Origin of the sequence: Dielma fastidiosa (assembly GCF_003475485.1) — a bacterium.
GTDB lineage: Bacteria > Bacillota_I > Bacilli_A > Erysipelotrichales > Erysipelotrichaceae > Dielma > Dielma fastidiosa.
In genome coordinates this window covers 539,898-552,618 of the sequence record NZ_QRQL01000001.1, presented here as the reverse complement: position 1 = coordinate 552,618, position 12,721 = coordinate 539,898, and the positions used below count along the sequence as shown (strand labels likewise).

Below are 12,721 nucleotides of genomic sequence, written 5' to 3'. Positions count from 1 at the left end.
CGTAAAGGGCGTATATGTAACACCGCCCTGCGCATACATGTCATAGTACCTAGAAACTGTGATAAATAAAGGACAAAACGCTATTTTTACCCCGCAAAAAAACGGGGCATACGAAAGGAGTAATGCACTATAACTACACACAAAAATTTATCCGTTAAGATTGATTACATCAGCATTGTATTTGAAACGGCAACCGCTGAAGATGTAATCATGCACATTTTAGGTTTACCGACTGATATTTTCAATGTCTATCCGGCAAGCATTAAATACAAAACCTATCAAGCACGCTGGCAGATTGGAGATATTTATGTATCGGGGGACGCAAGAAAGACAGAGGACAACCCACAGGGGCTAGGCTGTTATCTTGTTATGACTGGCAGAGGTTGTGATGATATTTTCCGTATTCTCGACAGTAGGAATTATACCTTTGGGGATATGTTCCGACGCTGTGAGCGAAGATACGGACTGGATAATTTTCATTTCACAAGACTTGATATTGCCATTGATGATAAGAACGAAAAGCCATTCTTTACCATAGAGCAGATAAAGAAGAAATGCGAAAAAGAGGAATTTATCTCCAATAGTGAGGGCTACCACTTTGATGAAAGCAAGTTTGACGATTTCGACACCGCAAAGACTGTTTATATCGGTGCTGGAAAATCTGGATTATCCTACCGCTTTTATGATAAGGATAAGGAAGTCTGTTCAAAACATAATAAGACGCTTGAGGAAGTCGGCAGTTGGAAACGAACAGAAATGCAACTGCGTGATGATAAGGCTCATGTTTTTGCCATGACATTTAAGGACAGACCGCTGGAACTTGGGGAACTGGCTTTCGGGCTACTGGCAAACAACCTACGCTTTGTCGTGCCAAACAGAAATGAAAGTAATAAGAGCAGATGGAAAACGTGTCGGTTTTGGGAACGATTTTTAGGGGCTGTGGAAGTCTTGAAACTGCAAGTACCGAAACTACATAATTCCCTTGAGGAAACACAGCAATGGCTCACAGAGGGTGGCGTGATTTCTGCTGTCAAAAGTTTTTATTTCTTAGAAGAACATGATGCATTAGGTGGACTGGAAAAAGTGGGAACTATGCTTGACAGGGCAAGATACAGCAGTTCCCTTTCCAGTAAATTAACCGCCCACTTACAGAGGATAGACCGCACCGACCTTATCCCCTATATCCAGTATGACACGAAACATGGGAAAGGGGGTATCTGATGAATAACAACGATATTCCCGTATGGGAAAAATACACCCTTACCATTGAAGAAGCGTCAAAGTATTTCCGTATCGGAGAAAACAAGTTAAGACGCTTGGCAGAGGAAAACAAGGACGCTGGCTGGCTCATTATGAATGGCAACCGCATACAGATTAAACGCCGACAGTTTGAAAAGGTCATTGATAAATTGGACGCAATCTAATGCAAATGAGCCTTGTATGTGTTATGATGAACACAAGTCATATCAAGGCTCTTTCCAACAAGGAAAGGAGCAGACACCATGAAAGAAAAAAGACGGGATAGTAAAGGACGTATCCTGCATACTGGAGAGAGCCAACGAACAGACGGAAAATACTTATATAAATATGTGGACGCATTTGGAAACACAAAATATGTGTACGCTTGGAGATTGACACCCACAGACCCGACACCAAAGGGAAAACGGGAAAAACCCTCACTTCGTGAACTGGAACAGCAGATAAGACGGGATATTGAGGACGGTATCGACAGCACAGGCAAGAAAATGACACTTTGCCAACTCTACGCCAAACAGAACGCACAGAGGGCAAACTTGAAGAAAAGCACAATAAAACAACGGGAACAGCTCATGCGGTTATTGAAAAAGGACAAGTTAGGTGCTAGGAGCATTGATACAATCAAACCCTCTGACGCTAAAGAATGGGCTTTACGCATGAAAGACAAAGGCTTTTCCTATAACACCATTAACAACCATAAACGCTCGTTAAAAGCGTCATTCTATATCGCCATACAAGACGATTGTGTAAGGAAAAATCCCTTTGATTTCAAGTTAAGTGAAGTCCTAGAAAATGATACCAAAGAGAAAGTTGCATTGACAGAGGAACAGGAACAAGCCTTACTCTCATTCATCAAGACGGACAATGTGTATCACAAGTATTATGATGATGTGCTGATACTGTTAAAAACAGGACTTCGTATCTCGGAACTGTGCGGACTGACAGTAGCCGATATTGATTTCAAGAATGAAGTTGTGATTATCGACCACCAGTTACTAAAGAGCAAGGAACAAGGCTATTATATTGAAACGCCTAAGACGAAAAGCGGAATAAGGCAAGTACCATTAAGCAGAGAAACGATACAGGCATTTCAACGGGTTATGAAGAAACGCCCAAAGGCAGAACCATTTGTGATAGACGGACGGGGCAATTTCCTATTTGTCAATCATAAGGACAAGCCAAAAGTTGCGATTGATTACAACGCCTTATTTGTCCGTATGGTAAAGAAATACAACAAGCACCACAAAGACAATCCCTTGCCACATATCACACCGCATACGCTACGCCATACGTTCTGCACAAGGCTGGCAAGCAAGAACATGAACCCAAAAGATTTACAGTATATCATGGGGCATTCAAACATTAGTATCACAATGAATTGGTACGCTCATGCGTCCATAGATACCGCAAAATCAGAGGTTCAGCGTCTAATTGCATAGAAGTATTTACCACGATTTTAACCACGTTTGATAGAGAAAATATAAGAAGATAGACCTAGATATGTGAGGTTTACCACAAAAGCAAAATGCCCGTAGAGCCGATAAAATAAGGCTTTGCGGACATTTAAGAAGATATAAAAAGATAGTCAAAAACACATATATAATTTATTATCAAATAAATCGAAGCTATGCTCAGACAGTGAACGAGGACATATTGGATTGAATGTAATTTTTGCGTTCATATCGTTAAATTCTTCTTCGAGATTTATTTTAAATGCTGAATTTAAAGCTTTGGTAATTTGCGGCAGACATATCTCCCAATGGTTTTGATAAGCGATGCGTTTAGCTTTTAACGTATTTTTATTTTCTTCAACCAGTTGTGTGAAAATAGTTCTTAAATATAGTTTTTGATCTTGCTTTTCTAATTGGTAAATCTTGCTGCGGTCAATTTGTGGAATGAAAGCAAAGATAGGTTCTGTCCAATAAGCTGTTTGACTGTTATCTAAAAATTGTAAGATACTTTGAACATTGTAATCGACATCCGCTAAGGTAAATACTAGTTTCATAAGGGCCTCCTTAATCAGAATCATTATTAAGATGATTATACCATGCTGCGCCCTTGTTTGATTTATTTAACATTATTATGCAGGTTGAAATTATTGTTATAAAATAGTTGACAAGAGGTAACGAACTGGTTATAATTTAATCATAAAGTTAACCAAAGCTAATTATGGCGGCTGTCACTAGATAAGAATTCCTTCTTTTTTTAGCCGTCTAGTTAGAAATGGGTAACTTTTAAAGGAGACAGCTGCAATGCATGTCATCCTCAATGCCTTGAAGCAATGATGACCCTCATGAAATCAAATGTTTCTTGGTTTGCCGATGTGTTTTGAACATGAAGGCAGAAATTATCTGGTTATACGCTTTTATATAAAAGGAAGCTCTTGTACCATGATATAAGAAGTTATGAATAAAATTTTGGCAGTAAATCTTCACAGATTCAGCTCAGGGTTATCGCATGCTGGTAAAACTTTGTTTAACTCCTATGGATGGGGAGACAGACAATGGGTATGACTGGCAGATACTCGCTTACTTGAGAAAGCCCTAATGATTAACGGTATTCCCGAAACCGTTGAGATTTGAATTCTTTACCTTTTGACGCTGAATTTACAAAATTTTTATTCCTGTTTAATCCCGTTTTAGTTTTTTAATTCCCGTAAACAAATTTTTATAATTTTTACCCCTTTCTTAAAAAACGATGTTTAGCCGCATCGTTTTTTTCTGTGCTATAATGTTGAAAATGGAGGTCGGCTTATGAAGATAAATGAACGGATAGAAAGCAGCTTTGATGAGGTTGACCGCTTGGATAATGAACGATTAGATAATTTTTATACGGCTTCACAGGTTTATGAAAGCCTTGGTTTAAGCCGTGAAACAATCAGATATTATGAAAAGCTTGGATTATTAAGTCCACTGAAGCAGTCAGGGAATAATTATCGGCAATTTACGGTATATGATTTTCAGCGTTTAATGATCATCGATGCTTTTAAGAAACGCGGCTTTATGGCATCACAAATTTGCAGCTTGATGAGCTTGGATACTCCCGAGGCATTGGCGGCTGAATTGGCAGGCAAGGCAGAGGAGATTAGAGAACACATGATTTTGCTGGAAAAACAGCTTCATCAAATTGAACAGGATCGTTGCTTTATCAATGAGCTGCCTCAAACCTTACATCAATTTACAATTCGGTCGATGCCTTTATATCGCGTTTGTTCTGTATTTCCGGCGATTACTAGTTTTGAGGAGTATGCCGATAAAGTATTAAACCGCATGGATCTTGATCATGAGGATATTTTAAATAAGCTGATCCGTGTTGTCCATTTTGATCATGAGTCGGGTTATCTCAATTCTCAGATTTGTGTGGTTGAGCTGGCTGAAACGGCTGAAGAAGGTCAAACGTATCTGCATAGCGGCCGCTGTATTTATTCGGCGGTTGCTTCAGAGATTGGAGAAATGAATACAATGGGAAGAATGTTCGAATTGACTTCATCTTGGATCGATGGACAGCAGTTAAGTGATCAAGGGGTTGTTTATATCCGGCCTCGCTGTGTGCTTGCCGGTAAGCTGCCAGCCTTTTACTATGAATCATGGGTGCCTTTAAATGATTAGGCTTGACCTGGGGGTATGAACCACGTTTACACTCTATATGAAGGATGTGAACGAATGAAAACTTTTATTGTGAATGAGTATAAAGAATTAAAAGATTCTGATGTCTATGATTTGCGTACAGAGACATGTAAGGATTGTATTGGATGCTGGACATGCTGGCTGAAAACACCGGGCAGATGTGTGCATCATGATTTAGATACTTATTATCAGTCATTGCTTCAAGCGGATACGGTTTTGTTTTATTTGCGGCCTAGCCATGATTTTGTCAGCGGCAGAATAAAGACATTATTTGATCGTATGATTGTTTTAGGACTGCCTTTTATTCGTTATGACAGCGGCGAATCAATGCATTTAATGCGATATAAGAAAAATCCATCAGTTATTGTGCGCTATCTTGATGAATTTTCAGATGCGCAGGCCCGCTCATTATTTGTGGAATATTTACAGCGTGTTTTTTTTCAGTTTGGTATGGAGGTAATTGAAATCAGCGCTGATGGAGGACAAGCATCATGAAAACGATATTTATCAATGGTTCTCCGCATGGCCGTCAGGGTAATTCTGAAATCTTTATCCGTCAGCTAATGACCGGTATGAATGTTGTATCAGATGTTCTTTATGTCAGTACGCATCAATATGATGAATTGGCGGATCAGGCTGCTTTGGCAGATCGGCTGATTTTTGTCATGCCGCTCTATGTGCATGCCATGCCGGGAATTGTCATGAAGCTGTTTGAAGTAATGAAGCCTGCGAAAGAGGGAGCGCAGATTCTTTTTGTTGTGCAGTCAGGCTTTATCGAAGCGGCTCAGTCAGCCTATTGTGTCAAAGCGCTTAAGCATCAGGCTGCACGGCTTGGCTATGAATGTTTAGGCGTCGTTGTTAGAGGGAATTCAGCAGGTGTTTCTTTAATGCCTGAAAAAGCGAATCGAAAGCTTTTTGAAGATTTGCAGGCGCTAGGTCAGCGGTTAGCGGAAACCGGCGAACTCGATGAGGTGATCGCTGCGCGGCTTGGTGATCCCTATCGGCTGAACCGTAAAAAGTTATGTCAGCTGCAGCTTTTATCACGGCTTGGTTTAGGTGATTTATACTGGCAATATATGCTTAGAAAAAACCATGCCTACAAAAAGCGGTTCGATCGTCCCTTTGGCCAATAGGTTTGTTTCCAAAAGCTTAAAATCGTGGTAAGCTATTCATAATAAATCATGGAGGTGGCTTATGGCTGTACTGCATATTAATTTTATGTCAGCAGCACTAGGACGTCAGGTTAATTTTACGGCTGTGATACCTAGTGTCGATTTTGATCATCTAAATATTGAAGAAATGTATAACCCCAAACGAAAGCTGAAGGTCTTATGGCTGCTGCATGGCTTTTCAGGGGATGAGAATGATTATCTGACCTTTACCAATGCGGCCCGTTATGCCCAGGATCATCAGCTGGCCTTGATCCTGCCGCCAGCTGAAAACGGCGGTTATACGGATATTCCCAAGGGGGCCAAATATTTCAGTTTTATCGGGGAGGAGCTAGTCGCTTTCTGCCGTTATTTGTTTCCTTTAAGTGATCGGCGTGAGGATAATTTTATCGGCGGCTTATCAATGGGCGCGATGGGGGCAATGAAGCTGGCGCTGGCCTATCCTCATCAATATTCAAAAGTGGTATTGATGTCCGGCTGTGCTTTTGATTTAGCAGACGGCGGAATGGGAAATGTTGACTGGTTCGGTGATGCTCCACAAGTATTTGGCGGTTCCATTCCAGGCGGCAGGGAACTGATCGGCACACGTGAGGACGCTTATGCGATGCTGAAGGAGAACGCGGAAAAGCATTGTGAACTGCCTTGCTTTTATATGCGTGTCGGCAGTAAGGATTTTCTGCTGGATAAGTGCCGTTATGCGAAAGCACAGCTGGAAACGTATGGCTATGAGTTAGATTATGCTGAGATAGAAGGATATGGACATGAATGGCGTTTCTGGGATCTGGTTTTGAATGAGGTCATTTCAACATGGCTGTAATTTATTCAGAAGAAGAAATCAGGCAGCTGATAGCACAGCTTTACGCATCAGATGCTAATGCCGGTTACGCGGCTTTGAAGCAGCTGGAAATGATGAGTGAAGAGGGGGCGGCAGTAAGTCTTTACTTAGATGAATTCTTTTCAATGCTGAATCATAAAAATTCATATGTGCGTAATCGGGGGTTGGTATTGATTGCGGCAAATGCTAAATGGGATAGTGCGCAAATGATTGATGCGAAGCTTGAGCACTTTCTCGATCATCTTCATGATGAAAAGCCAATTACCGCCAGACAATGCGTCAAACTGCTGCCGCTGTTAGTAAAAGACAAACCAGAACTAACTTTAAAAATAACGGCGGCCCTGCGGCAGGCACAACCCATGGCCTATTCAGCAAATATGCAGAAACTGATTGCTGAGGATATTAAGCAAAGCTTGGCGTTGATTGAAAATACCGATGATTATTAGCGTTAAAAAAACACATCTTTCTAAGAAATGATGTGTTTTTATATTATTGGCATTTTCAAAGGCAAACGATGCAGTTAATAGCGGGATTGATTCTGGATGGCCCACATGATCCAATTCGACCACTCAACGGCTAAATGTTTTTGGTGTTCCTTGAGAATTATTTTTGGACATAAACGGGGAAATTCGACTAAGGTTCTGACTTCAATTCCCGTGGTTGTATCTTTAAATTGATGTCGGACACCGCCGATAATTGTACCGTCTTTGAGCTTCGCAATGCCTGTTGATTGAAAAGGGTAATCAAAATTTCTAGGTTCTTTTAATCCGGTTTCATCGTTAAACGTGATATAGAATTGAGTAGGAACCGGTGTGCAGCCGGCGGTTTCAATCACTTCAAGCGTATCGTTTAAGGGTCTTAAAGCATAATGATCGGGACAGGCAGCAAGATTTGCACGGCGGTGTTCTTCACTGTCTTCTAACATCAGCGCGTCGATCACTTTAGAGAATTTTGCTGCTGTAATACCATCAGCCGATAGAATTGTTATCGCCGCCCGGCGTCTGCCGAATGAAAAAACAGCGGCAAGCTTCATCGCAAACTTGCCAAACGCCAATTTAGTTTTAATCAAAGATGTTATTTCAGCATAGGACATTTCTGCTTTTAGGGTCGTTAAGCTTTCATACAAACGGTCTGTATCATCAGTCATGGGCAATGTTTTCTTAAGATTTTTAAGAACTTTACCGATTCTTTTACGAATCCAAGCCGCTTTTTCCTCTTCGCTGAATTCTTTTCCATCAATCAATATTTTCATAAGCATTATCCTTTCAATATTTTGTATACCATATTTTTCATCGCATCCAGCGCGTCTTTATTGATTTCTGTGTTTTCATCAAAGACGCATATTAAGCCATTTAATATAAAACCAGCCGTAATGGAAACATTATTTACATGAAATGCATTTTCTGATAACCCTTGTGTCAGCACGTTTTCTGTTTCTTTCTTTAATTGCGAAATCAGCTTTTCTGTCAGGGCATAATGATATTCACTGCGAAAGGGGGCGCTTGAGCGAAGCGGTGCCATCTTTTCAGCATAATTGAAAAAGGCGGTCAATACAGCTTCTAATTTATCCCAGGCGGTAAGCTTTTGATCCTTTAATATTGCTTCAAATACGGCAATTTCCTGTTGGATGTAGTAATTTAAAGCTTCATCAAGGAATTCATCCTTTGATTTAAAGTAATAATAAAATAAGCCGGTAGCAACCTCTGCCTGTTTCACCACCTCTTGAATGCTGACTCCTTTTTCACCTGCTTCAAAAAATAATTTAATACCAATATCTAATAATTCTTGCCTGCGTATATCAGGCTTTTTTACGATTCTGCTCATAATATACCTCCACTGAATATGATTCAATTATAATATACTGAATATGGTTCAGTCAAGGATCGGCGCATAAAAAAATGCAAGTCTGTTTATTTGACTTGCACTTTCTTAATCCTATTTTACGACTCTGACCCAATTAAACGGATCTTCAACCTTACCCCATTGGATACCGGTTAATGTATCATAAAGCTTTTGCGTCAGCTCGCCGGTTTTGAAATCATTGATCGTTACGATATGACCGCGATAATTCAGTTCACCAATTGGCGAGATTACCGCCGCTGTACCCGTACCGAAAGCTTCTTCCAGTTCGCCTTTGTCACCGGCCGCCATCAAATCATCAATTGCCAGATGTGTCTCATGAACGGTATAGCCCCAGCTTTTCAGCAGCGCGATGATTGAGTCACGCGTTACACCCGGCAGGACAGTGCCTTCAATCGGTGCGGTATAGATTTCATTATTAATTTTAAACATGACATTCATCGTGCCGACTTCTTCAACATATTTGCGTTCTACGCCATCAAGCCATATAACCTGAGTATAGCCTAATTTTTCTGCTTTTGCCTGAGCGGCCACGCTGCCTGCGTAATTACCGCCGCATTTAGTGAAGCCAGTACCGCCGCGAACGGCTCTTACATATTCTTCTTCAACATAGATTTTAACTGGATTAACACCCTCTGGATAATATGCGCCTACCGGTGAGCAGACAATAACGAAGGTATACTTCTTTGAAGGGTGAACACCGACACTGGCTTCTGTTGCGAACATGAATGGACGAATGTAAAGGGAAGTGCCTTCAGCTGTTGGAATCCAGTCAGCTTCTACCTTCACCAATTCCTCAACGGCTTGAACAAAGTCAGCTTCCGGGAAAATAGCCATGCAGAGACGTTCATTTGAATTTGCCATACGGCGGGCATTCATTTCCGGACGGAATAATAAAATTTCATTCTTAGGTGATTTATAAGCTTTCATGCCTTCAAAGGTTTCCTGTGCATAATGCAGAACCATTGAAGCGGGATCTAACATGATCGGCGCATAAGGCTGAATACGGGCATCATGCCAGCCTTGACCTTCATCCCATTCGCAGACAAACATGTAGTCGGAAAAGTATTTGCCGAAACCTAAAGCGTTTTGATCGGGTTTAGTCTTAAGATTCTCTGATTTGATAAATTTGATATCCATGATGTTCCTCCTATAATTTTGAAACAATTTTATCGCCCATTGCTGAGCATGTCAATTTGATTTTACCTTCTGTATAAATATCCGCTGTGCGGTAGCCTTCATTCAGCACCGCGTTCACCGCATCTTCAATCGCCTGACTTTCAGCCTCCATTTCAAAGCTGTATTTCAGCATCATCGCCGCTGATAAAATCGTACCGATTGGATTTGCGATATTCATGCCGGCAATATCCGGCGCTGAACCATGAATCGGCTCATACATGCCGCGGCTGCCAACACCCAGTGAGCTGGATGGAATCAAACCGATTGAACCGGTAATCATGCTGGCTTCATCACTTAGAATATCACCGAACATATTTTCAGTCACCACAACATCAAATTGTGAAGGATTTTTGACTAACTGCATCGCTGTATTATCTACCAGCATGTCAGTATAGGTTACATCTGGATATTCTTCAGCCAGCCGATGCATTACCTTACGCCATAATCTTGAGGTATCTAATACATTTGCTTTGTCGACGCTGGTTACATGATGACGGCGTTTGCGGGCAGTTTCAAAGGCAACTCTGCCAACCCGTTCGATCTCATGCTCACTATAGCTCATAATATCCGTAGCCTTTAATTCATTGTTTATTTCCTTGGTTTCACGCTTGCCAAAGTAAACGCCGCCAATAAGTTCCCGCACAATCAGTAAATCAATACCCTGAGCGACAATTTCTGGTTTCAGCGGTGAAGCGGCAGCCAGTACGTCAAAAACCTTAGCTGGCCGAAGATTAGAAAATAAACCCATTTCCTTGCGGATTTTAAGTAATGCTTTTTCCGGGCGAATCGCTGGATCGACCTGATCCCACTTTGGTCCGCCGACCGCTCCCAACAAGACGCTGTCACAGTCTAAACAGGCAGCTAAACTCGCATCAGGCAGGGAAGTGCCGAATTTATCGATTGCACAGCCGCCAGCATCAATATAATTATAAGTAAAGTGATGATGATATTTATCGGCAACAGCATCTAAGACCTTGATGGCTTCATCGATGATCTCAGGCCCGATGCCGTCACCCTTAATAACGGTAATACGCTTATTCATGAATAGACTCCTTTTTTAATTTATTTATCAGGCCATTGCATTCAATGATCTCTTTAATAAAATCAGGGAAGGCATTTGCCTGATAGCTTTCATTTTTTGTATGATTGGTTATGATGCCGCTGTCAAAATCAATACTGATTTCATCCCCGGTTTCAATCTTATCACTCGCTTCTTCACATTCCAGAATCGCCAGCCCAATATTAATTGCGTTGCGGTAGAAGATACGGGCAAAGCTTTTGGCGATGACACAGTCGATGCCGCTTGCTTTAATGGCAATCGGAGCATGTTCCCGGCTTGAACCGCAGCCAAAATTATAGCCGCCGACCATGATATCACCAGACTGCACTTTCTTCACAAAATCCTGATCGATATCAATCATGCATAAGGCACCTAATTCTTTAGGATCACTCGTATTCAGATAACGGGCGGGAATAATTACATCAGTATCAATGTTATCACCGTATTTATGTGCCTGACCATGTGCTTTCATTTACATTACCTCCTTCACATCAGCAATTCTTCCCATGATGCCGCTGGCCGCCGCGATGGCAGGGGAAGCCAGATAAACCTCAGAATCGACATGACCCATTCGGCCGACAAAATTGCGGTTCGTAGTGGATACACAGCGCTCACCCTCGGCGAGAATACCCATATAACCGCCCAGACAAGGACCGCAGGTAGGTGTTGAGACGATACAGCCGGCTTCAATAAAGATATCCATATAACCGCGCTTTACACATTCAAGCCAAATCTTTTGTGTAGCAGGAATAATGATGGCACGTACATCACGATGAATTTTCTTGCCCTTTAATACCGCGGCAGCCGCTTCCATGTCGGAAATTCTGCCGTTGGTGCATGAGCCAATTACGATCTGATCGATTTTTACTTCACCGACTTCATCAATTGTTTTTGTGTTTTCCGGCAGATGCGGGAAAGCAATCGTAGATTTAATGGCTGATAAATCAAGGTCAATAATTTGATCATACACGGCATCTTCATCCGCTTTATACGTTTTATAAGGACGATTGACACGTTCCTTTACATAAGCTTCAGTAATTTCATCAAACTCAAAGATTCCATTTTTTGCCCCGGCTTCAATCGCCATATTGGCAATACACAAACGATCATCCATGCTTAGATTTTTTAACCCGTCACCGCTGAATTCCATTGATTTATACAAAGCTCCGTCAACCCCAATCATGCCGATAATATGCAGAATGACATCTTTGCCGCTGACCCATGGATTTAATTTGCCATGAATATTAAATTTAATGGCAGATGGAACCTTGAACCAGCATTCGCCGCTTGCCATACCGGCACACATATCTGTAGAGCCGACACCCGTAGAGAAGGCGTTTAACGCGCCATAGGTACATGTGTGTGAATCAGCGCCGATAATACATTCACCAGGCCCTACCAAGCCTTTTTCCGGAAGCAGGGCATGTTCAATACCCATAGTGCCGACATCATAGAAATTCGTTACGTCAAAGCGTCTGGCAAAGCTTCGGCACTGTTTGCATTGCTGAGCGGCTTTAATATCTTTATTTGGTGAGAAATGATCCAAAACGATGGATACTTTATCTTTATCAAAAATATCCGTAAAACCAGCTTTCTCAAATTCTTTGATTGCTACCGGTGTTGTGATATCATTACCCAAAACCATATCTAACTTGGCATTAATCAGCTGACCGGCTGTAACCTGATCCAATCCGGCATGAGCAGCCAGGATTTTTTGTGTCATTGTCATTCCCAT

The 12,721-nt window shown here is 41.5% G+C and carries 15 protein-coding genes; 8 read left to right on the top strand and 7 right to left on the bottom strand.

Annotated features, from left to right (window positions below):
* The first annotated feature begins 159 nt into the window (after positions 1-159).
* The 3 genes from DWZ33_RS02880 (at position 160) to DWZ33_RS02870 (ending at position 2,696) form a co-directional block, all read left to right on the top strand.
* A complete protein-coding gene (locus DWZ33_RS02880; RefSeq protein ID WP_476728656.1) occupies positions 160-1,221 on the top strand; it encodes a replication initiation factor domain-containing protein in 1,062 nt (353 codons plus the stop codon).
* Positions 1,221-1,424, top strand: coding sequence for an excisionase (locus tag DWZ33_RS02875; protein WP_002610247.1), 204 nt, complete (start codon positions 1,221-1,223; stop codon positions 1,422-1,424). The genes DWZ33_RS02880 and DWZ33_RS02875 overlap by 1 nt, the downstream gene beginning before the upstream one ends.
* Before the next feature lie 78 nt (positions 1,425-1,502).
* Positions 1,503-2,696, top strand: a complete 1,194-nt coding sequence (locus DWZ33_RS02870; protein WP_118453719.1) for a site-specific integrase — start codon at positions 1,503-1,505, stop codon at positions 2,694-2,696.
* A 146-nt stretch (positions 2,697-2,842) separates the two neighbouring features.
* Here the strand turns inward: DWZ33_RS02870 and DWZ33_RS02860 are convergent, their stop codons facing one another.
* Complete coding sequence (locus tag DWZ33_RS02860) at positions 2,843-3,262, bottom strand: hypothetical protein (RefSeq protein ID WP_118453718.1); 420 nt, start codon at positions 3,260-3,262, stop codon at positions 2,843-2,845.
* 748 nt (positions 3,263-4,010) lie between these two features.
* Between DWZ33_RS02860 and DWZ33_RS02855 the strand changes: the two genes are divergently transcribed.
* From DWZ33_RS02855 to DWZ33_RS02835, 5 genes are all read left to right on the top strand, one after another.
* Complete coding sequence (locus tag DWZ33_RS02855) at positions 4,011-4,865, top strand: MerR family transcriptional regulator (RefSeq protein ID WP_118453717.1); 855 nt, start codon at positions 4,011-4,013, stop codon at positions 4,863-4,865.
* Between the two features lie 54 nt (positions 4,866-4,919).
* Positions 4,920-5,378, top strand: coding sequence for a flavodoxin family protein (locus DWZ33_RS02850; protein WP_118453716.1), 459 nt, complete (start codon positions 4,920-4,922; stop codon positions 5,376-5,378).
* Complete coding sequence (locus tag DWZ33_RS02845) at positions 5,375-6,016, top strand: NADPH-dependent FMN reductase family protein (protein WP_118453715.1); 642 nt, start codon at positions 5,375-5,377, stop codon at positions 6,014-6,016. Before DWZ33_RS02850 ends, DWZ33_RS02845 begins: the two co-directional genes overlap by 4 nt.
* A 61-nt stretch (positions 6,017-6,077) precedes the next feature.
* A complete protein-coding gene (locus DWZ33_RS02840; protein ID WP_118453714.1) occupies positions 6,078-6,869 on the top strand; it encodes an alpha/beta hydrolase in 792 nt (263 codons plus the stop codon).
* Entirely contained in the window at positions 6,860-7,333 is a 474-nt protein-coding gene (locus DWZ33_RS02835; protein ID WP_118453713.1) for a SufBD protein, read from the top strand. The genes DWZ33_RS02840 and DWZ33_RS02835 overlap by 10 nt, the downstream gene beginning before the upstream one ends.
* Positions 7,334-7,407: 74 nt before the next feature.
* Here the strand turns inward: DWZ33_RS02835 and DWZ33_RS02830 are convergent, their stop codons facing one another.
* The 6 genes from DWZ33_RS02830 to leuC all read right to left on the bottom strand — a co-directional run bounded on the left by DWZ33_RS02830 (position 7,408) and on the right by leuC (position 12,721).
* Positions 7,408-8,139, bottom strand: a complete 732-nt coding sequence (locus DWZ33_RS02830) for a calponin homology domain-containing protein (RefSeq protein WP_118453712.1) — start codon at positions 8,137-8,139, stop codon at positions 7,408-7,410.
* Between the two features lie 5 nt (positions 8,140-8,144).
* Positions 8,145-8,711, bottom strand: coding sequence for a TetR/AcrR family transcriptional regulator (locus DWZ33_RS02825; protein WP_118453711.1), 567 nt, complete (start codon positions 8,709-8,711; stop codon positions 8,145-8,147).
* 111 nt (positions 8,712-8,822) lie between these two features.
* The gene (locus DWZ33_RS02820; RefSeq protein ID WP_118453710.1) at positions 8,823-9,887 is read right to left on the bottom strand and encodes a branched-chain amino acid aminotransferase; all 1,065 of its coding nucleotides are present in this window, start codon (positions 9,885-9,887) and stop codon (positions 8,823-8,825) included.
* Positions 9,888-9,897: 10 nt separating this feature from the next.
* Entirely contained in the window at positions 9,898-10,968 is a 1,071-nt protein-coding gene (gene leuB, locus DWZ33_RS02815; protein WP_118453709.1) for a 3-isopropylmalate dehydrogenase, read from the bottom strand.
* The gene (gene leuD / locus DWZ33_RS02810) at positions 10,961-11,458 is read right to left on the bottom strand and encodes a 3-isopropylmalate dehydratase small subunit (RefSeq protein WP_022937412.1); all 498 of its coding nucleotides are present in this window, start codon (positions 11,456-11,458) and stop codon (positions 10,961-10,963) included. Before leuD ends, leuB begins: the two co-directional genes overlap by 8 nt.
* Complete coding sequence (leuC, locus tag DWZ33_RS02805; RefSeq protein WP_118453708.1) at positions 11,459-12,721, bottom strand: 3-isopropylmalate dehydratase large subunit; 1,263 nt, start codon at positions 12,719-12,721, stop codon at positions 11,459-11,461.

Coding starts and splice junctions, on each gene's coding strand:
- DWZ33_RS02860 (WP_118453718.1), bottom strand. CDS start 3,262: ATGAAACTAGTATTTACCTTAGCGGATGTCGATTACAATGTTCAAAGT.
- leuB (WP_118453709.1), bottom strand. CDS start 10,968: ATGAATAAGCGTATTACCGTTATTAAGGGTGACGGCATCGGGCCTGAG.
- DWZ33_RS02875 (WP_002610247.1), top strand. CDS start 1,221: ATGAATAACAACGATATTCCCGTATGGGAAAAATACACCCTTACCATT.
- DWZ33_RS02840 (WP_118453714.1), top strand. CDS start 6,078: ATGGCTGTACTGCATATTAATTTTATGTCAGCAGCACTAGGACGTCAG.
- DWZ33_RS02845 (WP_118453715.1), top strand. CDS start 5,375: ATGAAAACGATATTTATCAATGGTTCTCCGCATGGCCGTCAGGGTAAT.
- leuC (WP_118453708.1), bottom strand. CDS start 12,721: ATGGGAATGACAATGACACAAAAAATCCTGGCTGCTCATGCCGGATTG.
- DWZ33_RS02850 (WP_118453716.1), top strand. CDS start 4,920: ATGAAAACTTTTATTGTGAATGAGTATAAAGAATTAAAAGATTCTGAT.
- DWZ33_RS02830 (WP_118453712.1), bottom strand. CDS start 8,139: ATGAAAATATTGATTGATGGAAAAGAATTCAGCGAAGAGGAAAAAGCG.
- DWZ33_RS02870 (WP_118453719.1), top strand. CDS start 1,503: ATGAAAGAAAAAAGACGGGATAGTAAAGGACGTATCCTGCATACTGGA.
- DWZ33_RS02855 (WP_118453717.1), top strand. CDS start 4,011: ATGAAGATAAATGAACGGATAGAAAGCAGCTTTGATGAGGTTGACCGC.
- DWZ33_RS02825 (WP_118453711.1), bottom strand. CDS start 8,711: ATGAGCAGAATCGTAAAAAAGCCTGATATACGCAGGCAAGAATTATTA.
- DWZ33_RS02835 (WP_118453713.1), top strand. CDS start 6,860: ATGGCTGTAATTTATTCAGAAGAAGAAATCAGGCAGCTGATAGCACAG.
- leuD (WP_022937412.1), bottom strand. CDS start 11,458: ATGAAAGCACATGGTCAGGCACATAAATACGGTGATAACATTGATACT.
- DWZ33_RS02820 (WP_118453710.1), bottom strand. CDS start 9,887: ATGGATATCAAATTTATCAAATCAGAGAATCTTAAGACTAAACCCGAT.